This is a genomic window from Methylorubrum sp. Q1, from assembly GCF_004683995.1.
Lineage (GTDB): Bacteria > Pseudomonadota > Alphaproteobacteria > Rhizobiales > Beijerinckiaceae > Methylobacterium.
Map to the genome: position 1 here is coordinate 15,890 of NZ_SRHQ01000012.1, position 24,189 is coordinate 40,078.

The following is a 24,189-nucleotide window of genomic DNA, read 5'->3' on the forward strand; positions in this document are numbered from 1 at the left end:
TCTGTTTTTTTGAGCGGTGACCGGACATTCAGGACGCTTCGTCTGCGCGAGCCAACTCACGCCATTTGACGACGAGATCCTCGAATACGCGAAGATCGGCTTCGTCGAGCCGGCCCAAGGTGCGTGCGACATAGTCAGCCTGCGCCGCGATCCCGCGGGCAGCGACTCGCGCGCCGGCCTCGGTCAGGTGAAGGGCATGGGATCGGCGATCGCCGGGGATCGGGCGGCGCTCGACGAGACCGGCCTCGACGAGGCGGTCGATGAGGCCGGAGACGTTGCCCTTCGTGACGTAGAGCCGGGCAGCCAATTCCTGCTGCGTCAGCCCCTCACGTTCGCTCAAGGTCGACACCACGTCGAATTGCGGGATCGACAGGCCGAGTTCCCGCAACTCCGCAGCGACCGCGGCGGTGACTCGCCGACTGAGGCGGATGAACCGAAACCAGACCCGAAGCGGATCGACGGGGTCGGCGTTCGATGCGGGGCGATCTTGACGCTCGGACATGTCCGTCCAGCTTGTAGCAGAGGGATGCACCCCGGACAGCCGAGTGGCGCGCCCCACCCCCAGCCTGTAGACTGCGCGACAGGTTATCCTCGTCTTCTTCTTCCCCTCATTCATCTCCGGGGCCATGCGCCGTCAGCTTCTCGATGAACCGGTGACCCGGGCCGGCCGCTACGCGCGAACGCTCGCCCTGTTCTCCCTGATCGTTACCGGCATGGCGGTACTGATCGTGCGCAGCCCTTCGGCGGAGCCGTCAGCGGCCCTTGCCGTGCTGGGAAGCGGGGTCGCGCTCTCCGTCATCGCGGTGGCGCTGGCGCTGTTCGCGATGGCGCGGGTCTGGCGGGAAGGTGCGGGTGGTCTCGGCGCTGCCGTCGGCGGCCTGTTCGTGGCGAGCCTCGTCCTGGCCTATCCCGCCTATGCCGCGCTCAAAGGGGTACGCCTGCCGGCGCTCACCGATGTGACGACGGATACCGAGCGTCCGCCCGCCTTCTCACGCTCGCGCCTTGCCTTCGCCGCCCGCGAGGGCCGCTACCCGACGGAACCCGGACCGGCGGCCCGAGAGGCGCAGCGGGCGGCCTATCCGCAGATCGCGCCCCTCACTCTCGACGTGGAGGCCGACGAAGCCTTCGAACTCGCCCGCAAGGCGGCGGTGAATCGCAAGTGGCAGATCGTCGAGGCGATCCGGCCCGGCGGGCGGATCGGGAACGGCCGCATCGAGGCGGTGGCCCGAACCCGGATTCTGAACCTGCCCGCCGACATCACCGTGCGGGTGCACCCGCGGGCCGACGGCGCGCGCATCGACGTGCGTTCGGCCTCCCGGATCGGCGACCGCGATTTCGGCGACAATGCCGACCGCATCCGCTCCTATCTCGACGAGGTCGCCAACCTCGCCATCGCGCTGAAGTAGCGGTTCTATAAATCGGAACTCAGGCGGGGCGGTACGCGCCGTCGAGCAGGGGCGGGCCGTCGGTGACCGCAAAGCCCCGCTCCACCAGATCCTCGAGATGGGCGAAGACCGAGAGGGCGGCGGCACCCCGCAGGTGCGGTGCGAGACCCTGGTAGACAGTGCCAACGATCGTTGCGATGTCGCGATCGCCCGCGGCCAGCCGAGCGCGGATCGCGGCCTCGCGCTGGCGTCGGTGGGCGGCAAGTCCGCGCACGAAGCGGCGCGGATCGCGCACGGGTCCGCCGTGACCCGGCCAGTACAACGTCTCGTCCCGCTCCCGCAGCCGCTCCAGCGATTCCATGTAGGCCCGCATCGACCCATCGGGCGGTGCGACGATCGAGGTCGACCACGCCATGACGTGATCGCCGGAGAACAGCACATTCTCTTCGGGCAGGGCGAAAGCGAGGTGGTTCATGGTGTGGCCGGGCGTCGCGACGGCGGTCAGCGTCCAGCCCTCGCCGGTCAGGCTCTCCCCATCCGCCAATTCCCGGTCGGGCCGATGCTCGCGGTCGGCGCTGGCATCGAGGATGGGCAGCTCGTTCTCGGCGAGCTGCCGCGCGGCCCGGTGCGGACCGCAGCCGACGATCGGTGCGCCCGTCCGCGCCTGCAGGAGGCGCGCACCCGGGGAGTGATCGCGGTGGGTGTGGGTGACGACAATGGCCGACACCGCCTCGCCGTCGAGCGAGGCGAGCAAGCCCTCGACATGCCCGGCATCCGCCGGCCCTGGATCGATCACGGCGACCCGGCCGCGCCCGACGATGTAGCTACAGGTTCCGCTCGCGGTGAACGGACCGCCATTGGGGCAGATCCGCCGCCGCACGAGGGGGCTCAGCGATTCCGTCCTGCCAGAGACGGGCAACGCGCTTTCGAAACCGGGGGAGGGGGCCAGCGCGTCCGCGGACGATTCACTCATAGACGACGGCTTCGATGCGACGAGGGTGCCGCCCGCCTACGACAGCCCGGCGCTTTCGCCAACTCGTCGGGCTTGAGCGATCAATGCCCGAACGGTGACGGTGACACCATGCGGACCGCTGCGAATCCTTCGCCGCGCGAAACGACCGGTGCGAAACCGGCGGAAGCCCCGACGGTCGGAAGCGTTGGGATTTGCGCTTCGGCGACCTGCAGGCGTCGGGCGCCACTCCCCTTCGCCTGCAAAGCCTCACGGAACGCCGCTTTCGCCGCATCGCGGCGCAGGGCACCGACGCGATCCTCGATGGCGTTGCGGTGGGGCCGGCTCAAAGCAGCGATGCGGTAATCGACGAGCGCCGGCCCTGTGCGGGAAAGGCCAGCGACGAGATCCGCCCCCTCCTCCGACGCGACGACATCGCCGGGGCGAAGCGTCCGGTCGTCGGCCAGCGGCATCAACAGGGCCGCGGCACCCGAGGGCTGACAGGAGCAGTTCTCGACGCGGGTGCGGCGATAGAGGTTGGCTGTGGCGGCACGCAGATAGGGACGGCCGTCGAGGGCAACGGACTGCTCGAGTTCGGCCCGCCCCGGCGCCAGGGTGAACACTTCGGTCGGCGCATTGGGACAGGCCGCGGCGCAGGCCGCCGCATGAACGGGAAGGTCGGCGCGCGCATGCAGACGGCCGAGGGGAAAGACGTATCCGTCGCAACGGCGCATGCAGACGGTCCGCGTCCCTGCCGCGAAGGAGGCCGGGGACGCCACCCTCGCTCGTGCGCGACCGGGTGTCGAACGCGCCTCCAGGCGCGGCGTTCGCTACACGAACCGAGGCCCGGCAATGCGTCGCGTGTCAGGGAGCGAGGCGTAGCGCCGGGGTGCCTTCGGTCCCGGCTTTGCGATCGTCGCGGGCGGGGGGCTTGCCGCTCCGAAGATCGTCTCGAACAACTCGTTGAGCAAACCGCGCTCCGAGGCACGCACCATCGTGGTCGCGCTGATCGTCCCAAAGCCGATCAGCAGACCCACCAGTGCGGTGGCGACAAGTCGGTGGCGCGGCCGCACTCGCGCCGCACCGGCATCGCTCTTCGCCACCCACGCGCCGGGCTTACGCTTGCCGAATCCCATCGTTGCCCCCGTCGATCTGGCGCGTTCGCCATGGAGACGAGACCGGCCGGACATTTCGCCCGGGATTCAGCTAGTCGGCCGTTTGCGTGGAGGACAATGTCGGCAAACCACGCAGGCGCGGCCGTATCTGCCGACTGAAAACCGGCCAGAGCGCAAAGCCTTGCCGCGCCACTCTCTTTCGATCCGTATGACGGACGACGCCGCGCACCGGCAGGCCCGCCTCTGTGGACAGCTCGATGCCATGAAAAAAGCGCCGCCCGGTGGGACGGCGCTTGGAATGGATGCATTCGGATCGAATGAAAGCCGGCCGCTTCAGCGGCGGTGAACAGACTTCACGCGAACGGGAATGGGCTGAAGAACCGGTTGCGGTGAGAGCGCCGAAACGAGCCGTGCAGCGGCCTCCAGAACGGCTTTCGCTTGAGCGATACCGGGGACGAAGATCTTTTTCTGTGCGGGCACGCCGGAGGCCTCCTTCACATCGTCAAGTCTGAGTGTCGTATGATCGTCTGGGAATGAGATGGTGACGAACGGCCGAATTTGCCAGTCGGTTCCAGAGGCGTAGCACGGTCGCAGGCACACCGTAACAAAGTGTTCACAGCCTTGGAAACGGAAAAGGAACCTGCGGCGAAAACTTGGCGTTATTGCTTCCATGAGGCTGCGGCACGGGCCGCGCCAGTTCTTGGAAGGAAGTTCGACATGCTCGGTTGGGCTGTAACATTCCTGGTGGTTGCCCTCGTCGCGGCCCTGCTGGGCTTCGGCGGCATCGCCGGCACGGCCATGGAGGCCGCAAAGCTCGTCTTCTTCGTTGCGATCGTCCTGTTCGCGATCTCGGCCGTGATCGGCCTGATGCGCGGTCGTTCGCCGACCCTGTAGCCGTTCGCTACCATGACAAACGAGCCGCACCCGGCAGCGGGGGCGGCTCGCGCCACGACGAAAAGACAGATGACGGATCAGGCGCTCGCCGGATCGTCCGGATTGGGGGAATCGTCCTCAAGCCGCGCAATCAGATCTCGAAAGCGATCCGGGATCGGCTGCTGAACCACGGAATCGTAGAGTGTGCGCAGATGGGTTCCGATGCGCCTCTGCGCCTGGTCATTCAAACCATTCTCGCCACGCCCTCGAGTGGGCCGGTCCCTGGAGGGGAACGCGCCGGCCGGCTCGTTCTCGTTCATGCGTTCAAGATCCCCTTGGCGCCACGTCTGCCGCGATTGTCTTGCAGCTTGACATGAGTCATGGCTTCAGCAGCAACGCCGACATGCGGCTAGGGTTCCGCATGGGCCAGGAACGGACGTCCAGCCCCCGCGTTAGGGGCGCAGCGACAAACGAAGAGCGAAGAGGCTCAGGGGAACTCATGTCCACAGCACAACTGGTCGTGCAGCATCTTCCGTATCTGCGCCGTTATGCGCGCGCGCTCACGGGCAGTCAGGTGGCGGGCGACGCCTACGTCGCGGCCACCCTCGAGACGCTGGTCAACGAGCCCGAGACCCTCGGCCGCAGCACGAACGTCAAGGCCGACCTGTTCCGCGTCTTCACGCGGATCTGGAACTCGCTGTCCGTGAACGGCCACAGCGATCAGGTGCAGCACGACCTGCCGGCCGAAGTTCGGCTCGGCCAGATCACGCCGCTTCCCCGGCAGGCGTTCCTGCTGTCCTGCCTCGAAGGCTTTTCGGAGGAGGATGCGGGCGTGATCCTCGACGTGGACGTCTCCAAGGTGCGCGATCTCGTCGACGAAGCGGGCCGCGAGCTCGCCGCCGACATGGCCACGGAGATTCTCATCATCGAGGACGAGCCGCTGATCGCCATGGATCTGGAAGCCCTGGTCGAAGGCCTCGGCCACAACGTCATCGGCGTGGCGCGCACCCGCACCGAGGCGGTCAAGATCGCCTCCGAGAGCAAGCGCCCCGGCCTGATCCTCGCCGACATCCAGCTCGCCGATGGCTCGTCGGGGCTGGATGCCGTCAACGACTTGCTGAAGACCTTCGAGGTGCCGGTGATCTTCATCACGGCCTATCCCGAGCGCTTCCTTACCGGCGAGCGCCCCGAGCCGGCCTTCCTCATCGCCAAGCCGTTCCAGCCCGCCAACGTGTCGGCCGTCATCAGCCAGGCTTTGTTCTTCCAGCAAAGCGCGCGCCGCCGCGAGGCGCACAGCGCCTGAACCTCAGCTTCAGGGCAGCAAACGAGGGCGCCGGCCAGGAAGGTCGGCGCCTTTTTTCGTGCGCGATGAGGCCAACGCGAAGAGCACCACCCGCGGAGCAGCCTACCCGAGCGGAATGTGCACGAAAAAACGGGCCGGACCATTGTCCGACCCGTGAAGAGGTTCCGGCCGATGCACAAGGGGAATGCGGGGAGGACCAGAGTGGCCGGGTGACTCTCTAACGAATGACCATCGGCCGGGTTCCGGATTCGGCGCCTGACCCCGCAGATTTTTCATCCACAGGGACTTTTTTACCACGACCTTGCCGCGCTCGCCCTGTCCACCCACTCGCCGCGTTGCGGGAGCGGGCACGCCGATTCAGACGAAAATACTGATTTGTACCGAAGCGAGACAGTGAAGGAACCGAAGATCTGAAAGCAGCGTTGTGATGACAACCTGTCAAGCTCCCATCGGAGATCGCAAAGATGCTTCGGACCGGCTTCGCCCTCGGTGTGAGTGTTCCCGCTGCGATCATGACCCTGCTGCTTCTGCCGGTCGTCCGGCAGGAAGCCGATGCGATGGGGGCCCCGACGGCCCCGCGCGTCGCCTACGAGGCGCCTGCCACGCCGCTGCCGGGCATGCGTCCCTATTCCACCGCTCTCACCCCGATCCATGTGGCGACCGCGCCCCGCCCGTCCACGCGTTCGGAGTCGATCCCGACCCGCTCCGCTCAGGAAGAGTTGCCGGCCAAGCCCCGTCGCCTGACGCGGGAGGGCTGCGAAGCGCCGCTCAGCTCGCTCGTCGGGCCGGAGGCGCGCCGCATGGTTCCCGGCCGCTGCATGACCTGAAGCCGGCATCGAAATTTGGGGCGCTGGAAGATCGCACGCTCGAGCGATGGGCCGCCTCAAGCCGGCCGCGAAACTTTCTCCACGTCGGCGGTCATCCCGGCCGGGCTCATCCGCTCGCGGCCGACCAACCGGTCGCCGGGCCCGAATGTGCCGAGGGATACATCCCGATCCGGCAGGACGACCGTCGTCATCCTGTTGACGTGAACGAGGACGTAGCGCTGCAGCGGCAGCGAGGCCGCAGCCCAGCGCCGCAATTGGTCGTGATACGGCGCGCGCTTCCACGCTCCCACCTGACCGGGATCGACCTGCACACTGAGGAAGCGGGTCACGGGGTCGAGGCTGAGCACCATCTTGGCCCGGTCCGGACGCCATTCCGGACCGATCCAGGTTTCCGTCATCCAGAGGCAGTGGAAGGCCCGGCAATGGTCGGGCCGCTCGGCATGGATGCCGCAGCCGCCGCCGGAGCGGACATGCCGGCACCACCGCCCTGCCGGGCTCTCGACCGCGGGCACGTCGTAGACCTTGCAGCACAAGGTGCAGGGGCCGCAGGCGCGGCCCGGAGCGGGCACGGCGACGATGGTGGCCGGATCGAGCATCGCGAGCGGGTCGGTTGTGTCAATCGATGAGGCGAACGGCGCCTTCCTGAGGGAGATTGCGGCCGTTAGTGTGGCGAGGTTGCCGGCGCGCCCAGTCGGCGAAGACTTCCGGCTGCCGCATCATGCTGTCGAACATCGCCGCCCGCGACGTCGAGACCCTGATCCATCCCTATACCAATCTCGCCACCTTCCGGGAGACGGGCCCGCTGGTGCTGGAGCGAGGCCACGGCGTCTGGGTCTACGACACGGATGGGCGCCCCTATCTCGAGGGCATGGCCGGGCTGTGGTGCACGGCCCTGGGCTACGGCAACGAGGAATTGGTCGAAGCCGCCGCCGAGCAGATGGGCCGGCTCCCCTTCGCCCACCTGTTCTCGGGCCGCAGCCACGATCCGGCGATCGAGCTGGCCGAGACGCTCAAGGAGCTGATGCCGGTCCCGACCTCGAAGATCTTCTTCACGTCCTCGGGCTCCGAGGCCAACGACGCGCAGGTCAAGCTTCTCTGGTACATGAACAATGCGCTGGGACGCCCGCGCAAGAAGAAGATCATCGCCCGCAGGAAGGGCTACCACGGCGTCACTGTGGCGACCGCCTCGCTCACCGGCCTTCCCGCCAACCACGCCGACTGGGACCTGCCGATCAACGGCTTCCTCCACACCGCCTGCCCGCACCATTACCGCGGCGCTGAAGCGGGCGAGACCGAGGAAGCCTATTCGCAGCGTCTCGCGGCGGAACTCGAAGCGCAGATCCTCGCCGAGGATCCCGACACTGTGGCGGCCTTCTTCGCCGAGCCGGTGATGGGGGCGGGCGGGGCCATCGTGCCGCCGGCCGGTTACTTCGCGGCGATCCAGGCGGTGCTCGATCGCTACGACGTGCGCCTCGTCGCCGACGAGGTGATCTGCGGCTTCGGCCGGCTCGGCACGTGGTTCGGCAGCGAGGCGCTCGGCATGCGCCCGAACACCCTCTCGTTCGCCAAGGCTCTGACCTCCGGCTACCTCCCGCTCGGCGGCATCAGCATCGACGAGCCGCTCTACCGGGCGATGCTCGACGAGAGCGTCAAGCTCGGCGGCTTCGGCCACGGCACCACCTATTCCGGGCATCCCGTCGCCTGCGCCGTGGCCAACCGGGCGCTGCATATCTACCGGCGCGACCGTATCGTCGAGCGGGCCGGGGAGCGTGCGCCGCATTTCCAGGCCGCCCTGGCGCGGCTGGCCGATCATCCCCTCGTCGGCGAGGCGCGGGGCATGGGGCTGATCGGCGGCATCGAGATCGTGGCCGACAAACCCTCGAAGCGGCAGTTCGAGCCGAAGGCGGCGGTGGCGGCGCGCTGCGTCGCCTTCGCGCAGGACGAAGGGCTCATCGTGCGCTTTTTAGCCGGCGACCGCATCGCCGTCTGCCCGCCGCTGGTGATCGAACCTGACGAAATCGATACCTTGTTCGAGCGCTTGGCCCGTGCCCTGGATCGCACCTCAGCCTGGATCGCGCAGGAGGGACTGGAACCAATGCCGGCCCCATGAGCCGCGCATCGGAACGGCGGATCAAGTCGCGGGCTCTTCCGGTGTAGATCCACGGAGGGCGTTGCAAGATGGGCCGCGTTGCAATGCACTATCGCGTGGCCGAAATGCGACCATTGGCCATGCCCGATTTCTCGCCTTGTGCGAAATTCAGGCCGATCCGAAGTCTTAAGCTTCCGTTCATGTAATCGGGTCGATCAAAGGGAGGACGGCATCTTCGCAATCTCGCCACGAGAGGGGTGTCGAAGAGTCGTCCTCGCGATGTTCGCGAGACCAACGATCGAGCCGACGCGGTCGCCAACCGGCCGTTCCGACGCGCTAACAGGACAGGATCCATGTACGCCCCCAGCCGAACCCCGACCTTCGCGGCCGAGCCGGGCATCGCCTCCCCGGTAACCGTGGCCGGGGATCGCGAGAATTTCCGCCCCGTCGCTCTGCCGGCGCTGGCCGCCGCGGTCCATGTCAGCAGCGCTGCCATGAAAGCGGCCCGCACCAAGGCTGAGGCCCGGAACACCGTCCGCTTCGTTCACGAGGACGAGCCCGTCGATTGAGGCTTGACGCTGCCGCCACTCCATCGGCTCTGGCGGCATGCTCATTCTCCCGACTCGCAGGCAGGTTCTCGGCGGATTCGGCGCCTCGGCGCTGACCCTCGGCTCCGGGGGCGCCTACGCCTTCATCGTCGAACCGCGGTTCCGGCTCGCGCTGACCCGCTACAGTCTGACGCCGCCGGGTTGGGACCCTGGGCACCGGCTGCGCATCGCGGTGCTCGCCGACATCCATGTCTGCGAGCCCTACATGCCGCTCGACCGGGTGGCGGAGATCGTGGCGGCGACGAACGCGCTCGCCCCCGACCTGATCCTCCTGCTCGGCGATTATCCCGCCGGTCGAAAGGTGACGTGGCACCGGGTGCCGTTGTCCGATTTCGCGCGGCTGGCCGAGGGTCTGCGCGCGCCGCTCGGCACCTACGCCGTCCTTGGCAACCACGACTGGTGGGACGATTCAGAGGCGATGCGTGCGGGCAAGGGCCCCGTCGAGATCCGGCGGCTGCTCGAAGCGCGCGGCATTCCGGTGTTGGAGAACGACGCGGTTCGTCTGACGCATGACGGCCGGCCGTTCTGGATCGCCGGGCTCGCGGATCAGGAGCCGTTCCGCCCGCTCGGCAGTCTTCGGAGCCTCGCCGACCTTCCGGCCACGCTGGCGCAGGTGACGGATGCGGCGCCGGTGATCCTGATGGCGCACGAGCCCGATATCTTCGTGAAGGTGCCCCCCCGCGTCTCCCTCACGCTCTCGGGCCATACCCATGGCGGCCAGATCCGCGTGCTGGGCTACTCGCCGGTGCTGCCCTCCCGCTACGGCCAGCGCTTCGCTTACGGCCATGTGCTCGAGGACGGGCGCCACCTCATCATCTCCGGCGGCCTCGGCGTCAGCGGGGTCGGCATCCGCTTCGGGGTGCCGCCGGAAATCGTCCTGATAGAACTCGGCGGTGAACCGCCCACGGCCTGAGGCCCTCGCGCCCCTCAGCCCTTCCGGCGCGGCGCCGCGCCGACATGCAGGAAGCTGCGCTCGCCGGTCGCGGCTTCCGCAACGTGCTGGATGGTGTCGAGAAGCTGGGCGATCGGCCGCGGCCCGGCATGGGGCGCCAGGGCGTCCGGAGCAACCCGGCGGGCGACGGTGCGCCCGGCCACGAGCTGCGCCTCGCTGAGGACATCGAAAGTACGGCCGACTCGTCGGTTCATCGCTCTCTCCGCTGAGCCCAACCGTGACGCCATCATGGTAAACGCCGCGTTAACGCTTACAGGACGAGGCGGTAGCGGCAGAAGTCGTCGGCAGCGACAAAGCGCTCATAGAGTCGCCGGGCCTGCGCGTTCTCGGCCCGCGTGTGCCAGTAGAGCCGCGACCAGCCCAATGCCTTGCCCCGATCGATAAGGTCGGCGATCAGTGCCCGGCCGATGCCGCCGCCGCGCGCCTCGGGCGCGACGAACAGATCCTCCAGGTAGCAGACCGGTGCCGTACTCCACGTCCCCTCGTGAAGGACGTTGACCGTCATTCCGAGCAACAATCCGTCCCGCTCCGCCAGCCGTGCGAAGACCGGCGAGGCCGGATCGAGAATGCGCGCCCAGGTCGCGGCGGTGACCGCCTCAGGCAGAGTCTCACCGTAGAAGGCGAGGTAGCCGGCCCAGAGCCGGCGCCATCTGGCCTCGTCGGCGGCGGCGGGATCACGGATCGTCATGGCATCCTCCGCGCGGCATCCTCGGCCCAGAGATGGATCGCCGCATAGGCCCGCCAGGGCCGCCAGGCCGCCGCGCGCTCGAGAAGCGCAGGCCGGCTCGGCCGCCCGCTGCCGGTATCGAGAGCACGCATCAGCCCCACATCCCCCACCGGGAAGGCATCAGCTTGAGCCAGCGCGCGCATGGCGACGTAATGCGCGGTCCAATCCCCGATGCCGGGCAGGGCCTTCAGACGGGCGACCGTCGCGTCGAGTTCGCCGCCGGGCGCGAAAAGATCCGGCGTGGCGAGCATCGCCGCGGCAAGCCCCTGTATCGCCCGGCCGCGGGCGCGGGGCATGTTCAGCACGAGCGAAATCTCCGCGTCCACGAGCTGTTCCGGCGTCGGAAACAGGTGGGTGAGACCCGGCTCGTTCCCGCAGGCCTCCCCATCGAGGGGCGTGCCGAAAGCCGCGACGAGGCGGCCGGCAAGGCGCGTCGCGGCCGCGACCGAGACCTGCTGGCCGAGGATCGCCCGGACCGCCAGTTCGAACCCGTCGAAAGCGCCCGGCAGCCGCAGACCCGGCCGGCGCCCCACGAGGGCCGCCGTGAACGGATCGCGGCCGAGTCCGGCGGCGATCATCCGCGGGTCGGCGTCGAGATCGAACATCGCCCGCACCCGCGCGAGGATGTTTTCGTGGTCGTCATCTGAACCGAGGCTGCGGATACGGACAGACAGAGCGCTCGCTTCGGCCGCCACGGAGACGGTGCCAAAGTGCCCGTCGAGGGCGAAGGTGCGGGCATAGCGGCCGGCCGTCACGGTTTCGACGCCGGGGCTCGCATGGTCGGCGAAGAATCGTTCGAGATGTGCCCAATCGTAGGGCTGGCGGCAGGCCAGCGTGAAACGGGCGCCGTCCTCTCGGGCCGCAGGCGAAGGGGTCTGCGTCATGAACCGGTGGGGAGCGTGGCAGGAGGTCGGCCCCACTGTTGGGCCGGCGTCAGCTCGGCGCAACCGGTTCGGTGCTCTCGAACTCCGCAGTATCGCCTACGAGGTCGGTGAGGGACACGGCCAAGCGCCGGGAATCTTTCAGGTGAAGCGTCGCATCGGGCGTGATCCAGAGCGGGTGCAGCGCCGCGTGCCGGCCGGTGAGGCTGCCATGGGCGAGGACGATGCCGTCACGGCGCTCGATGACGACCTTGTAGCGGACCGCGACCGGCTCGATCCCCTGAGCGGACACGGCGCCGCGACCGCTCAAGACCTGCAGGACTTCGTTCGGCTCGAACATGGGGAGGGGCCAGCAGCCGGGAATGAGAGGCAAAAGGATTTGCCACTTAATCCCGAACTACGGCACCCGCGTTCCAACGCCAAGATGCTGCGATGACAGTTCCCCGCTTCCCCCCAGGCTGCGTCGGGAAATGGGGGCGGGTTCGGGGCGGGGAGGGTCCGTCTCTCATGCGAGCCGCACACGAAGGCCGACCGAGCGACCGTCATCGTCCGTGGCCGGATTGTTGCGGCTGCCCGGGCCATGAGGTCGCCGCCCGCCGCGACGGCGAACGGCTACGGCAGTTCGCGCACGGTGACCCGGCCGCGCTCGACCGCGAGCGCCATGCGTCCGTGCTTGAGCGCCAGCGCCTTGTCCCCGAACAGGGAGCGGCGCCAGCCCTGGAGCACGGCCACATCCGCCGCGTCGTCCTCGGCGAGTGCTTCGAGATCATCGACGGTGGCGATGATCTTGGGCGCCACGCCCTCTGCCTCGGCCACCGCCTTGAGCAGCACCTTCAGCAGATCGACCAGGGCGCCGCTGCCGCCCCCGCGGGAGCGGCTGCGCTCGGGTACGGCGATCTGCGAAGGATCGCGGGCAAAACCCCGCTCGACCGCGGCGAGGATCTCGGTGCCGGTGCGCGAGCGCTCGAATCCGGCAGGGATGGTGCGCAGGCGTCCCAGGGCCTCGACGCTGCGGGGCCCGGCGGTGGCGATGTCGATCACCGCCTCGTCCTTGAGGATGCGCCCGCGCGGGACGTTCCGGCTCTGGGCTTCCGCCTCGCGCCACGCGGCCACTTCCATCAGCACGGCGATCTCGCGCGGCTTGCGCATCCGCCCCGAGAGCCGGCGCCACGCCTGGGCGGGCTCGGCCTGATAGGTCTCGGGCGAGGTGAGGACCGCCATCTCCTCGTCGAGCCAGAGGCCGCGGTCGGTGCTCAGCAGCTCGGCCGCGAGCACCTGATAGATCGTCACGAGATGGGTGACGTCCGACAGGGCGTAGGCGAGTTGCGCCTCGGACAGGGGGCGCCGCGACCAATCCGTGAAACGGGAGGACTTGTCGATGCGCGCCTTGGCGACATCGTTGACCAGTTGCTCGTAGGACACCGAGTCGCCGTAGCCGCAGACCATGGCCGCGACCTGCGTGTCGAAGAACGGCTGCGGCAGAAGCCCGCCGAGCAGCCAGATGATCTCCAGGTCCTGCCGGGCCGAATGGAACACCTTCACGGTGCTCTCATCGGCCATCAGATCGAAGAACGGCTTGAGATCGAGGTCTTTCGCGAGCGGATCGACGAGGCAGGCGAATCCGTCGGGCCCGGCCATCTGAATCAGGCAGAGCTTCGGATAATAGGTCGTCTCGCGCATGAACTCCGTATCGACGGTCACGAACGGCTGCGCGGCGAGTTGGGTGCAGGCGTCGGACAGAGCCTGCGTTGCGGAGATCAGTTCCATAGAACCGGCTATACCGAAGGACGTGCGTCACCGCGAGCCGACGAGGGGCCTCTTGTCCCCACGCGATTGCGCTTCGAGACGAAAACTTCGCTCCTTCACGCCGCCCGGCGGGGGATGCGCGCGCTCCGAGCCTTCCGCTGCGCCTCGGCGTGGACGAGCAGCCAATCCAGGATACCGGTTTCGATCCGCGTGCCCGAGGCGGGCTCGGTGAGCCGTCGGATGCGGTCGGCGCGCAGGCCGCGATAGAGCCCGTGCGCCCGGTCGATGCCGCCGAGCAGAGTGCGGCCGGGCCCGAGCCTCAGCTCGCGCGCGTCGAGCGTGCGGGTCGTCCAGGCGCCGCGGGCGTCCTCGTAGACCACCTCGAAGCGGCCTTCGAGAGGCAGCGTGCGCCACACGCTCCGTACCCCACCGTCGGACGCCGGCGCAGGCGCGCGACGGGAGCGGGAGGAAGGCCCGTCGCCGGGGTGAAAGCGTCGAAATCCCATGGACTTGATATGGTGTTTGCCCTGGTTTTCCACAAGCAAACGCATGGCCCTTCGGCGCGGTCATGCCGCGCTGCGGGATCAAACTTTGCCTTCGAAATCGCATTGCATCCGGGCTAAGGTCACGCTTGATCTGGGGCGGGCGGCGAACGGGATCGTGGGAGAGGCCGGGATGAGTGAGAGACGGTTCCGAGCGGCGCGCTGGGCGCTCGCGGGAATGCTGGCCGCGATTGTCAGCGCTTTCCTCCATCCGGCGTCATCGCGCGCCCAGACGTTCCAGACGGCGGCCGCGCACGCGATCCTGATCGATGCCGATTCCGGCTCGGTGCTGTTCGAGAAGGCGGCCGACGAGCCGTTCTCCCCGGCGAGCATGGCCAAGCTGATGACCGCGGAAATCGTGTTCCGCGCCATCAAGGAGGGGCGCCTCTCCATGGACACCGAGTTCACGGTGACCGAGGACGCGTGGCGCCGCGGCGGGGCCGGGGGCGGCGGTTCCTCGATGTTCGCGCAGGTCAACAGCCGCATCAAGCTCTCCGACCTGCTGCGCGGCCTGATCGTGCAGTCGGGCAACGACGCGGCGATCACCATCGCCGAGAACATGGCGGGCACCGAAGAGGCGTTCGCCGGGATGATGAACCAGCGCGCCAAGGAGATCGGGCTGACGCGCTCGACCTTCCGCAACGCGACCGGCTACTCGGCCCCCGACCAGAAGGTGACCGCCCGCGACATGGCGCGGATCGCCCAATACCTCATCGACACCTACCCCGAGTTCTACAAGATCTATTCCGAGCGTGAATTCACCTGGAACAAGATCAAGCAGCAGAACCGCAACCCGCTCCTGACCCTCGATATCGGCGCCGACGGCCTGAAGACCGGCTACCTCGAAGAGTCGGGCTACGCGCTCACCGGCTCGGCGGTGCAGAACGGCCAGCGGCTGATCATGGTGGTCTCCGGCCTGAAGACCGCGCGTGACCGCGCGGCGGAAGCCCGCAAGATGATGGAATGGGGGTTCCGCGCCTTCGAGCCGCGGCAGGTCTTCGCCGCAAGCGAAACGGTTGCCGAGGTCTCGGTCTTCGGCGGCGAGAAGGGCTCCGTGCCGGTGGTGGCCAACAAGCCGGTACGCCTGCTGCTGCCGCGCGGCACCTCGGACCGGGTGACCGCCAAGGTGGTCTACCAGGGGCCGCTCATCGCGCCCGTAGCGCAGGGCCGCGAGGTCGGCCGCCTGCGCGTCACCCGCGGCGACACCCTCGCCCTTGAGCAGCCGGTTTATGCCGGGGAGACGGTGGAGGCCGGCACCCTGTCGCAGCGGGCGCTCGACGCGGCGCTGGAAGTCGGCACCGACCTCGTCCGCCGCGCCTTCGAGAAGGCCAAGGGCGGCAACGGCTCCGGCAGCACGTCCACGGCCGGCACGGCCAGCGGCAACTCCTGAAGATCGTCTTTCTCCCTGATCGGACCTCGCTGGTCCGGATTTCAGGGGGCGGTGTTCGCAGGCACGTAGGCGCGGATGCCGAGCGGCAGATCGGCGCCGGGCCGCTGAAAGGAACCGGGGTCGGCACGCTGGCGTGCCTCGTCCCCGGCGGGGCGCGGCCCAGCGCTGGCCCGGACGCTCATGGCATCCCAGGGACCGGCGATCTCGAACAGCGTGGCGGCGGGTGACGCCCCGTCGGCGGAGGCGGTGGCCCGCGACAGGATCTCGGCCCGGGCCTGGAAACGGCGGTCGGCCAGGGCGACGCGCCCGTTCAGGGACGCGCCGAGGGTGCGGGAGGCGAGCCGGCCCTCGACGATCTCGCCGATGCCATCGGCGAACAGCAGGGTCACGGCCGCATGCTCGAACGGCGTCCGGCCGTTGCGCCGGGCCAACGCCCCCGGCGCGACCGCGCCGCCGCGATGGACCACGTCGGCGAGGTCGAGCCCGGATAGGGCGCCGTCCGCGCTCTCCAGCGCGACCCGGCCCGATACGGAACGGGCCAGGGCATCGACATCGTGGCCGGCGCCCTCCAGGGCGAGACTGCCCCGCGTCGCCCCGAGCACCCAGCGGGACTGGCCGAGATCGTCCAGCAGGGCACCGAGATCGAGCCCGTCGAAACTGCCCTGTGCCTTCACGCGGGTGGGGGCCGCTTCGCCCCTGTCGGCGGCGAGGGAAACCCGGCCCTTGACCATACCGCCCCGCACGTTGGCACGGCCGAGCGACGCCTCGATGCCATCCTCGCGCACGAGAACGCTGGAGGCGAGATCCGTCAGTTGCACCGGCCCGATCCGGGCGTTGCCGGCGGAGATCCGCAGATCGAGGTCGCCCCCGGTGAAGGGACGCAGGTCGAGGGACTGGCTGTGCCTGGCCGCGTCGTCGGCAGCACGATCGAAGCCCGTCAGGCGCAGGAGGCCGGCGAGCAGCGGCGAAAAGTTGAGGTTTTCGGCCGCGAGCGTAGCCTGCACCGCGCTTCGCTGCGGGCCGAAGGTGGCCGAGCCCGCCCCCTCCAGCACGTTCCCGTCGCTGCGCACGGTGACGCTCGGAAACTGGATCTGACCGGAGGCCGCCTCGAAGCTGCCCTCGACCGCGAAATCCTCGACGAAGGGCGACAGGGCGAGCCCCCCGCCGGTCAGGGCCAGCGTCTTGTGCAGGGATCGGGTCTGGAGGCTGCCGGTGCCCGAGGCCTTGAGGCCGTCGCGCAGACTGCCGTTGCCTTGGGCGTTCAGTGAACCCGTCGGCCATGTCAGGGCGGCGGTGAACGGGCTCTCGCCGCCGGCCAAGAGCGCGTAGGGCCGCAGACCCGTCAGCGTGATCCGGGCGCTGCCGTCGTTCCAGCGCAATCCCCCGTTCACCGCCAGATTCTCGCTCCAGGCCGGCCAGGAGATCGTGAGATCGACGTCGCGGGCCGTTTGCACCGTCCCGTCCCGCGGGTCGCGGCCCGTAAGCACGCAGCGGGCGAGAATGATCCGCCGGGGCCGGTCACCGTCCTGGCCGGCGATGCTATGGGTCAGGCGCTCGGTCGAGGCGGACCAGCGGGGATCCCCCGCTTCCTGCGGCAGCACCAGCTCTGACCCGTCGAGCGTCAGGGAATCGACCTCGACCCGGCCGGTGAGCAGCGCGGCGAGACCGAGCTGAAGCGACAGGTTCCCGCCCGCGGCCAGCACCGGCCCGGCGGCATCGCCCTCGGTCAGGCGGATATCCTCGAACACGATCCGGGGGAGGGGCAGCAGCACGACCTCCGTGCGTCCCCGGGCAGCCAAAGCCACGCCCCAGTCCTGCTGCAGGCCGCGGCTGACGAAGCGGGCGGCGCCGGGAGCCTCGATCGACCACGGCAGGCAGGCAGCCACCAAACCCACGGCGACAAGTCCGAGGGCGAGGGCGGAAAGGGTGCGGCGCAGCGACATTGCACTCCGTAGGCGGGTGACGCGGATCGGGTTCGGCCGAACCGCGTCGGCGTTGCGAGCCGTGCGATCCGACTCCTTAGCCGGTTCCCTTTCTCCTGTCCCGCGAACGGGGCCAGACCGGCCCGCAATGCAGTGGATGGGGTGGGCCGGGCTTCGATGAGGACGGCCGCAGCCCCGCCCACCGGGCAAGCGGTTACGGCGCGGGGTTTTTGCATTGCGTACAAATGCGTCGCCGGTTTGACGGGACCCGCTTCGCGTTGCACACCCGATCGCCATCGATCGGGAGCGCGGCCGGCCGCCGAATCTCGGACATTGTATCGTGGCCAACGGATCATGGCCCGCCCTGGCGGAAGACGAAGGAAGGGACGCTGTCGATGAAGAAGGTCTACCCGGATCCGAAGGCGGCGCTCGCCGGCCTCCTGCGCGACGGCATGACGATCATGGCCGGCGGCTTCGGCCTGTGCGGCATCCCCGACGAGCTGATCGACGCGATCCAGGCCGCGGGCGTGAAGGACCTCACCATCATCTCCAACAATGCCGGCATCGACGGCGTCGGCCTGGGCAAGCTGCTCGACACCCGTCAGGTGAAGAAGATGATCTCGTCCTATGTCGGCGAGAACAAGGAATTCGCCCGCCAGTATCTCGGCGGCGAACTCGAGATCGAGTTCAACCCGCAGGGGACGCTGGCCGAGCGCATCCGCGCAGGCGGCGCGGGCATCCCCGCCTTCTTCACCAAGACCGGCGTCGGCACCAAGGTCGCCGAGGGCAAGGAAGTGCGCGAGTTCGACGGCGAGAGCTACGTGATGGAGCGCGGGCTGTTCGCGGATCTGGCCATCGTCCACGCCTGGAAGGGCGATACCGAGGGCAACCTCGTCTACCGGAAGACGGCGCGCAACTTCAATCCGATGATGGCCACCGCGGCGGACGTGACGGTCGCGCAGGTCGAACATCTCGTCGAGCCGGGTGAGATCGACCCCGACCACATCCACACGCCGGGCATCTTCATCGGCCGCATCCTCCACGTGCCGGTGCGCGAGAAGCGCATCGAGCAGCGCACCGTGCGCAAGCGCAAGGAGCCGGAAGCGGCAGCGGCCGGCGGCGGCCAGATCTGATTCGAATATCGGCCGAGAGGCTATGAGCGCGACGGCGCGTCGCCGCCCCAGCGGTGGACGGCGCATCGTCGCTCCGAGGATGCGCCAAACGAGGGAACGTCAAGACCATGGCCTGGACCCGTGAGCAGATGGCGGAGCGCGCCGCCCGGGAGCTGGAAGACGGCTTCTACGTGAATCTCGGCATCGGCATTCCGACGCTGGTGTCGAACTACATCCCCGAGGGCATGTCGGTGCAATTGCAATCCGAGAACGGCATGCTCGGCATGGGGCCGTTCCCCTACGAGGGCGAGGAGGATCCCGACCTCATCAACGCCGGCAAGCAGACCATCACCGCGCTGCCGACCACGAGCTACTTCTCCTCGGCCGACTCGTTCGGAATGATCCGCGGCGGGCATATCGACCTGTCGATCCTCGGCGCGATGCAGGTGGCGCAGAACGGCGACCTCGCCAACTGGATGATCCCCGGCAAGATGGTGAAGGGGATGGGCGGGGCGATGGACCTCGTCGCCGGCGTCAAGAAGGTCGTCGTGGTGATGGAGCACGTCGCCAAGGGCAAGGACGGCTCGGAGGCGCCCAAGCTCCTGAAGGCCTGCGACCTGCCGCTGACCGGCACCGCCGTGGTCGACATGGTCATCACCGATCTGGGCGTCTTCACCATCGACAAGAAGGGCGATGGCGGCATGACCCTGGTCGAGCTCGCCGATGGCGTCACCGAGGACGAGATCCGCGCCAAGACCGAAGGGGACTTCACCGTCGCCCTGAACTGAGTCGCGAGGGCCGACAGGGGGGAGGCGGCCCGTTTCGGGACGCCTTCCGCGTCCCTCGGCCGGGCATGGCTAAGCAGGCATTAATCGGGATCGTCGAAAGCTTCGCATCGACCGGACGGCGCCGTGAGAGCGCGCCGGTCGGGGAGCTTTCCGCGATACGAAGGTACCTGTGTATGCGTAGCGTTCCGGGAACGGACAACGTCATCCCCTTCCGTCGGCCTGCGGCCGCACGGCAGGGCGCCATCAATGCGGCATTCGGAGCGGGCGAGCCTCCCCGCAGTCGGTCGAGAAGCGACCAGCGCAACCTGATGGATGCGGTCTATGCCACGGGCAGCCTGCGGGTTCCGGCGGGCGACCGCGAGACCAAGCTCATCGCCTCGCGCCTGCAGGTCTACGGCTTCCTGACGATCGAGGAGATGGACGAGGACGGCACACTGCGCCGCTTGCGGCCGTCCGAGGCGATCCGCGCCCGCGCCGAGCGACCGTGGCGCCTGTCGAAGGCGAGCTACGGCGCGAGCCTCGCGGTGACGATCCCTTCCGTCGATGACTTCCTGTTCGAGCCGGCCGGCATGCCGGCCTGATTCCGCCGCCGCAGGACGCGCGTCATCCGCGCGTGTCCACGTTGACCGGGCGCGGCGGCACCGCCCAGAGCATCGTGCCGGATATCGGATCCGGCACGATGCACCGGGCTCTTGTTTTGCATCATCTTCTTCTGAAAGCCGGTAGCCACCTTTCGGGGTGATGCTCTAGAAGCATGGCCATGCGCGAGCGCCCGCACCGATCCGTGCACGGCCGCGCGATCATCGGGGTGATCGCGCTCTACGCGCTTGTCTTCCAGGCTTTCCTCGCGGCTCTCGCGCCCGCCCTGCCGCGCCTCGACGGCGGCATTCTCTGCGCGGAGCATCTTACCGCCTCCGGCACGCCGGCCGACGACGAGCAGCCCTGCGGCCATCACGCCTGCTGCACGCAAGTCCAGGCAGCCCATTTCCTCCCGCCGGCGCAGGCCGCCTCCGCAACCGCCATCTGGCCGCCCCGCGCCGCCCCCCTGCCGTGGCGCGCCGCGGCGACGATCCGCGCCCGCGCACCGCCCGATCAGGGCACCAGCCCCCGAGGTCCGCCCGCCGCCTGAGACGATCGCTCCGATCCCTCAGACGCGGATTTCGAACCCATGCCTCCCACCCTGTCGGGCACCGCCGGTTTCACCGCCGCGGCGGCTTTGCGCGTCTCGCGCGATGCGGTCTATCGTGCCGTATGGCGCTGGCATTTCTATGCCGGCCTGCTCTGCCTGCCCTTCCTGATCCTGCTCTCGGCCACCGGCGCGCTCTACCTGTTCAAGGCGGAGATCAACGCGACCGTGTTCGCCCACCGCACCGTGGTCGCATCCTCGGGCCGATCCCCGCTCGAGCCCGACCGCCTGATCTTCAACGCCATGCAGGCGGTGCCGGAGGGCAACCCGCTCTCCTACACCGAGCCCGCCGGCCCCACGGCTTCGGCCCTCGTCACCCTCGCCGAGGGCAACGCCAAGATCCTCGTCTACCTCGACCCCTATACCGGCGACGTGCTCGATCGTGTCGCCGCGGATCGCGAGTTCTTCGGGATCGTGCGCGGCCTGCACAGCCTCACCCTGTTCGGGACGGCGGCAAACGCCCTGATCGAGATCGTGGCCGGGTTCGCGATCATCCTCGTCGTGACCGGCGCCTATCTGTGGTGGCCGCAAGGGGAGGGGCAGCGCCGGGGACGTGCCGTGAGCCTGCGCGAGACGCCGCGACGTCGCGTCTGGTGGCGCGATCTTCACGCCGCCACCGGCCTGTTCGCCGGGGCGGGCCTGCTGTTTCTCGCGCTCACCGGTCTGCCCTGGTCAGTCTGGTGGGGGCAGGAATTGCGGGCGTGGTCGAACCGGGCCGGGCTCGGCCAACCGACCCAGCTCTGGGCCGGCAAGGCCGTCTCCACCGTGCCGATGGGCGCGCACCTGGAAAGCGCCGGCTGGGCGCTCGAAGATGCCTTGATGCCGCAATCGGCCCCCTCCGGAGCGCCGTCCCTCGGCATCGACCGCGCGGTCGCGACCCTTCGCGACATGGCTCTGCCCGGGGGCTTCGAACTGGCGCTGCCGCTGGGCGAGACCGGCGTCTACGCCGCCTCCGCCTATCCGCGCGACGTCACGGGTCAGCGCATGGTCTCCCTGGACCGCTACAGCGGCCAGCCGATCATCGACGTGCACTTTTCCGATCTCGGTCCCGTGGCGCGGGCGATCCAGTACGGCATCGGCCTCCACAAGGGTGAGTTCTGGGGGCGGGCGAACCAGCTTGCCATGCTCGCCTTCTGCCTCGGCACGATCCTGCTCTCGGTCACCGCTGCGGTGATGTGGTGGAAGCGCCGCCCGGCCGGACGCCTCGGCACGCCGCCCTGGCCGCGGGATCGGCGCGTCGTCGCCACCGTCACCGGCCTGATGCTCGGCCTCGGCGCCCTGTTCCCGCTGACCGGCCTCGCGATCCTGGTTTTGCTCGGCCTCGACCTTGCGACCCAAGGTCTGCGCCTCGCTGCGCGCCCCTGACGCCTGCCATTCGCGGGCCCCTGCGGCCCGCCCCGATCTCACACCGCCACGAGCCGTCCCATGCGTTCCCACCCCGCCGCGCGCCGTGCCGCCTGGCTCCTCGCCGCTTCGCCGCTGGCCCTGTCGGGTTTGGCCGCGGCCCAGACCGCCGGTGAGTCCGTCACCCTGGAGGAACTCGCCGTCACCGGCGAGGGCACGCCGCAAAGCCAAGCGGCAGCCGGGTCCGGTGCGCCGGGCTTCGGGGTCTCCGGCCCGCCGGGCGCGGCCGCCCTCGGCATCGAGCGCCCGACCGGGCAGGTCGTCACTGCGGTCGGGCGCGAGGGGACGATCGCCAACCGCCCCGCCACCTCCATCGGCACGGTGCTGCTCGACAGCCCGGGCGTGACCCTGCGCCAGGGCAATGGCGGGCGCGACGTGGTGATCTCGATCCGCGGCAACAACGCCCGCGCCACCGGCGTCACCCGCAACATGGTGGTGCTGGAGGATGGCTTCCCCGTCACCCAGCCCGACGGCGCCTCGCGCTTCGATCTGGTCGATCCCCGCGCCTATTCGCGCATCGACGTGTTCCGCGGGCCGCAATCGGCCCTGTTCGGCAATTTCGCCACCGGCGGCGCTCTGGCCTTTCGCACCCGCACCGGCCGCGAGATCGACGGCTACGAGATCGGCGTCGATGCCGGGAGCTTCGGCTATCTCAGCAACTACTTCAGCGTCGGCGGCGTGAGCGGTCCGTTCGAGATCAGCCTGTTTGCCAGCGACGTGCGCGCCAACGGCTATCAGGACCATTCCTCCTACGACACCCAGACGATCAACCTGCTCGCGAGCTACACGCCGAGCCCCGACAACCGCTTCACCCTCAAGGTCATCAACAACGAGGTCACGGCCAACATCCCCGCCCGGTCCTCGCTCGACCAGTTCCGCATCAACCCGTACCAGCGCGGCTGCGACGCGGCGGCGACGGCAGCCCCCGGCTGCACCACCTTCGGCCTCCTGGCGAACGGCGCCTTCGGCCCGCGGGTGCCGGTGACGGCGAGCGAAGGGGCGTTCCGCCGTAACGACCGGCGCACGATCATCGCAGGCCGCTGGGAGCACGACATCGATGCGCAGACCGCGTGGCGGGTGCAGGTCGGCTTCGACGAGCGCAACTACAACCAGCCGTTCTACACGACCTCGGGACGCGGCAGCCTGCCCTCCTATTTCGTGCAGACCGACCTGACGCGCCGCGGCGAACTGTTCGGCCTGCCGGCCGTCGGCAGCATGACGCTCGCCTACAGCGCGGTCGATATCGCGGCGTCCGTCTATAACCGCGCGCCCTATGGCGGCGCCCGCCTCGGCACGCTGATCGGGTTGCAGGAGGCGCTGCAATCGAATCTTGGCGGCCGGGCCCGACTCGAACTCGAACTCGCGCCGCAATGGACAGCCGTGGCTGGCCTCGGCGCGGAGGAATCGAGCATCATCGGGCGCAACCGCACCTTCGCGACGACGGCCGCCGGCACCGGATCGACCCTGGCGCAGGCCGACCGCCGCTTCCTCAACGTGGCGCCCGAACTTGCCCTGGTCTACCGGCCGGATCCGGACTGGGCCCTGCGCGGCCGGGTGGCCACCGGCTACGCGACGCCGTCCTTTTCCAGCATGTTCGTGAACGCCACCGGCCTGCCCGGCAATAACACCGACCTGAAGACGCAGGAGAATCTCGGCTTCGATCTCGGCACCGATTTCATGCCCCTGCCGGGACTACGGCTCAGCCTCACCGGCTTCTACGAGTTCTTCCACAACGAGTTCGTCACGCAGTCGCCGGGGGCGGGCCTGCTGAACTACACCTTCAACGCGCCGGCTTCCGAGCATCGCGGCATCGAGGTTGGGGCGGATTGGACCTTCGCTCCGGGCTGGCGCGGGGTGCTGGCCTACACGTTCGACGATCAGGTCTACACCGACTACGTCGAGCAGCTCAGTGCCGCCGCGCTCACCGCCCGCTTCGACCGGGCCGGCAACCGCGTTCCCGGCGTACCGGCGCATCAGCTCCTGGCACGGGTCGGCTACGACGTGCCGGCCGGCGCCTTGGCCGGACTCGGCGGCTTCGCCGAAGTGGTGGCGCAGGACGGCTACTTCATCGACAACGCCAACTTCTTGAAGGTGCCGGGCTTCGCGATCCTGAACCTCAACATCCACTACGCGGCCCTGCTGCCGAACGGCTACGCCCGGCGGATCGACCTGTACGGTGAGGTCCGCAACGTCCTCGACACGACCTATGTCGGCTCAGCCAACCCGCTGGCGAACACGCTCAATGCGGCAACCGGCGCCCAGAACGGCCGCGCCGCGCTCGCCGGCACCACGGGCTCGATCTTTGCCGGGCCCCCGCGCACGTTCGTAGCGGGGATGAAGCTGTCGTTCTGACGGTCCGCCGGCCGGCGCGGGACCGCCCCGGCGCGGGC

At 69.0% G+C, this 24,189-nt stretch carries 27 protein-coding genes; 14 read left to right on the top strand and 13 right to left on the bottom strand.

Annotated elements, in window-relative coordinates; genetic code table 11:
• Positions 1-28: 28 nt before the first annotated feature.
• Positions 29-502, bottom strand: a complete 474-nt coding sequence (locus tag E4V01_RS12930; protein ID WP_060770304.1) for a MarR family winged helix-turn-helix transcriptional regulator — start codon at positions 500-502, stop codon at positions 29-31.
• Between the two features lie 124 nt (positions 503-626).
• On the opposite strand from E4V01_RS12930, the gene E4V01_RS12935 reads away from it, so the two are divergent.
• Positions 627-1,406 carry a DUF1499 domain-containing protein gene (locus E4V01_RS12935; protein ID WP_003599460.1) on the top strand — a complete coding sequence of 260 codons (780 nt, stop codon included), beginning with the start codon at positions 627-629 and terminating at the stop codon, positions 1,404-1,406.
• A gap of 19 nt (positions 1,407-1,425) precedes the next feature.
• On the opposite strand, the gene E4V01_RS12940 is transcribed toward E4V01_RS12935, so the two are convergent.
• The 3 genes from E4V01_RS12940 to E4V01_RS26190 all read right to left on the bottom strand — a co-directional run bounded on the left by E4V01_RS12940 (position 1,426) and on the right by E4V01_RS26190 (position 3,470).
• Positions 1,426-2,358, bottom strand: a complete 933-nt coding sequence (locus E4V01_RS12940; protein ID WP_135298620.1) for an MBL fold metallo-hydrolase — start codon at positions 2,356-2,358, stop codon at positions 1,426-1,428.
• Positions 2,359-2,438: 80 nt separating this feature from the next.
• Entirely contained in the window at positions 2,439-3,113 is a 675-nt protein-coding gene (locus E4V01_RS26185; RefSeq protein ID WP_256371254.1) for a DUF2865 domain-containing protein, read from the bottom strand.
• A 51-nt stretch (positions 3,114-3,164) separates the two neighbouring features.
• Positions 3,165-3,470, bottom strand: coding sequence for a hypothetical protein (locus E4V01_RS26190; protein WP_245517544.1), 306 nt, complete (start codon positions 3,468-3,470; stop codon positions 3,165-3,167).
• A 696-nt stretch (positions 3,471-4,166) separates the two neighbouring features.
• On the opposite strand from E4V01_RS26190, the gene E4V01_RS12950 reads away from it, so the two are divergent.
• Entirely contained in the window at positions 4,167-4,343 is a 177-nt protein-coding gene (locus E4V01_RS12950; RefSeq protein WP_003599466.1) for a DUF1328 domain-containing protein, read from the top strand.
• A gap of 77 nt (positions 4,344-4,420) precedes the next feature.
• Here the strand turns inward: E4V01_RS12950 and E4V01_RS12955 are convergent, their stop codons facing one another.
• Complete coding sequence (locus E4V01_RS12955; protein ID WP_060770308.1) at positions 4,421-4,642, bottom strand: NepR family anti-sigma factor; 222 nt, start codon at positions 4,640-4,642, stop codon at positions 4,421-4,423.
• A 179-nt stretch (positions 4,643-4,821) separates the two neighbouring features.
• On the opposite strand from E4V01_RS12955, the gene E4V01_RS12960 reads away from it, so the two are divergent.
• Positions 4,822-5,625: a response regulator gene (locus tag E4V01_RS12960; protein ID WP_060770309.1), complete on the top strand. Its 804-nt coding sequence runs from the start codon at positions 4,822-4,824 to the stop codon at positions 5,623-5,625.
• A 464-nt stretch (positions 5,626-6,089) separates the two neighbouring features.
• Positions 6,090-6,452: a hypothetical protein gene (locus E4V01_RS12965; RefSeq protein ID WP_135298621.1), complete on the top strand. Its 363-nt coding sequence runs from the start codon at positions 6,090-6,092 to the stop codon at positions 6,450-6,452.
• A 56-nt stretch (positions 6,453-6,508) separates the two neighbouring features.
• Here E4V01_RS12965 and E4V01_RS12970 read toward each other — a convergent pair whose 3' ends face one another.
• The gene (locus E4V01_RS12970; protein WP_135298622.1) at positions 6,509-7,048 is read right to left on the bottom strand and encodes a hypothetical protein; all 540 of its coding nucleotides are present in this window, start codon (positions 7,046-7,048) and stop codon (positions 6,509-6,511) included.
• A 122-nt stretch (positions 7,049-7,170) separates the two neighbouring features.
• Between E4V01_RS12970 and E4V01_RS12975 the strand changes: the two genes are divergently transcribed.
• From E4V01_RS12975 to E4V01_RS12985, 3 genes are all read left to right on the top strand, one after another.
• Positions 7,171-8,562: an aminotransferase gene (locus E4V01_RS12975; protein WP_135298623.1), complete on the top strand. Its 1,392-nt coding sequence runs from the start codon at positions 7,171-7,173 to the stop codon at positions 8,560-8,562.
• A gap of 332 nt (positions 8,563-8,894) precedes the next feature.
• Positions 8,895-9,110 (top strand): hypothetical protein, encoded by a 216-nt coding sequence (locus E4V01_RS12980; RefSeq protein WP_060770313.1) that lies wholly within the window; start codon positions 8,895-8,897, stop codon positions 9,108-9,110.
• 37 nt (positions 9,111-9,147) lie between these two features.
• A complete protein-coding gene (locus E4V01_RS12985) occupies positions 9,148-10,062 on the top strand; it encodes a metallophosphoesterase (RefSeq protein ID WP_135298624.1) in 915 nt (304 codons plus the stop codon).
• Between the two features lie 14 nt (positions 10,063-10,076).
• On the opposite strand, the gene E4V01_RS12990 is transcribed toward E4V01_RS12985, so the two are convergent.
• The 6 genes from E4V01_RS12990 to E4V01_RS13015 form a co-directional block, all read right to left on the bottom strand.
• Positions 10,077-10,295 (bottom strand): hypothetical protein, encoded by a 219-nt coding sequence (locus E4V01_RS12990; RefSeq protein WP_003599481.1) that lies wholly within the window; start codon positions 10,293-10,295, stop codon positions 10,077-10,079.
• A 56-nt stretch (positions 10,296-10,351) separates the two neighbouring features.
• Entirely contained in the window at positions 10,352-10,789 is a 438-nt protein-coding gene (locus E4V01_RS12995) for a GNAT family N-acetyltransferase (protein ID WP_135298625.1), read from the bottom strand.
• Positions 10,786-11,712 (bottom strand): DNA-3-methyladenine glycosylase, encoded by a 927-nt coding sequence (locus E4V01_RS13000; RefSeq protein WP_135298626.1) that lies wholly within the window; start codon positions 11,710-11,712, stop codon positions 10,786-10,788. Before E4V01_RS13000 ends, E4V01_RS12995 begins: the two co-directional genes overlap by 4 nt.
• A 49-nt stretch (positions 11,713-11,761) precedes the next feature.
• A complete protein-coding gene (locus E4V01_RS13005; protein WP_060770317.1) occupies positions 11,762-12,049 on the bottom strand; it encodes a hypothetical protein in 288 nt (95 codons plus the stop codon).
• Between the two features lie 272 nt (positions 12,050-12,321).
• On the bottom strand, positions 12,322-13,476 hold the full coding sequence (rnd, locus tag E4V01_RS13010) for a ribonuclease D (protein WP_135298627.1): 1,155 nt from the start codon (positions 13,474-13,476) through the stop codon (positions 12,322-12,324).
• 95 nt (positions 13,477-13,571) lie between these two features.
• Positions 13,572-13,961, bottom strand: coding sequence for a hypothetical protein (locus E4V01_RS13015; RefSeq protein WP_060770319.1), 390 nt, complete (start codon positions 13,959-13,961; stop codon positions 13,572-13,574).
• 169 nt (positions 13,962-14,130) lie between these two features.
• On the opposite strand from E4V01_RS13015, the gene E4V01_RS13020 reads away from it, so the two are divergent.
• The gene (locus E4V01_RS13020) at positions 14,131-15,387 is read left to right on the top strand and encodes a D-alanyl-D-alanine carboxypeptidase family protein (RefSeq protein WP_060770320.1); all 1,257 of its coding nucleotides are present in this window, start codon (positions 14,131-14,133) and stop codon (positions 15,385-15,387) included.
• Positions 15,388-15,428: 41 nt separating this feature from the next.
• Here the strand turns inward: E4V01_RS13020 and E4V01_RS13025 are convergent, their stop codons facing one another.
• Positions 15,429-17,330, bottom strand: a complete 1,902-nt coding sequence (locus tag E4V01_RS13025; RefSeq protein WP_135298628.1) for an AsmA family protein — start codon at positions 17,328-17,330, stop codon at positions 15,429-15,431.
• Between the two features lie 374 nt (positions 17,331-17,704).
• On the opposite strand from E4V01_RS13025, the gene E4V01_RS13030 reads away from it, so the two are divergent.
• The 6 genes from E4V01_RS13030 (at position 17,705) to E4V01_RS13055 (ending at position 24,151) form a co-directional block, all read left to right on the top strand.
• Positions 17,705-18,442 (top strand): CoA transferase subunit A, encoded by a 738-nt coding sequence (locus E4V01_RS13030; RefSeq protein WP_060770322.1) that lies wholly within the window; start codon positions 17,705-17,707, stop codon positions 18,440-18,442.
• A 107-nt stretch (positions 18,443-18,549) separates the two neighbouring features.
• On the top strand, positions 18,550-19,209 hold the full coding sequence (locus tag E4V01_RS13035) for a 3-oxoacid CoA-transferase subunit B (RefSeq protein ID WP_060770323.1): 660 nt from the start codon (positions 18,550-18,552) through the stop codon (positions 19,207-19,209).
• 173 nt (positions 19,210-19,382) lie between these two features.
• Positions 19,383-19,790: a hypothetical protein gene (locus tag E4V01_RS13040; RefSeq protein WP_060770324.1), complete on the top strand. Its 408-nt coding sequence runs from the start codon at positions 19,383-19,385 to the stop codon at positions 19,788-19,790.
• A gap of 179 nt (positions 19,791-19,969) precedes the next feature.
• The gene (locus E4V01_RS13045; protein ID WP_135298629.1) at positions 19,970-20,338 is read left to right on the top strand and encodes a hypothetical protein; all 369 of its coding nucleotides are present in this window, start codon (positions 19,970-19,972) and stop codon (positions 20,336-20,338) included.
• 39 nt (positions 20,339-20,377) lie between these two features.
• Positions 20,378-21,760: a PepSY domain-containing protein gene (locus tag E4V01_RS13050; protein WP_135298630.1), complete on the top strand. Its 1,383-nt coding sequence runs from the start codon at positions 20,378-20,380 to the stop codon at positions 21,758-21,760.
• Positions 21,761-21,820: 60 nt separating this feature from the next.
• The gene (locus E4V01_RS13055; protein ID WP_135298631.1) at positions 21,821-24,151 is read left to right on the top strand and encodes a TonB-dependent receptor domain-containing protein; all 2,331 of its coding nucleotides are present in this window, start codon (positions 21,821-21,823) and stop codon (positions 24,149-24,151) included.
• Positions 24,152-24,189 lie beyond the last annotated feature (38 nt).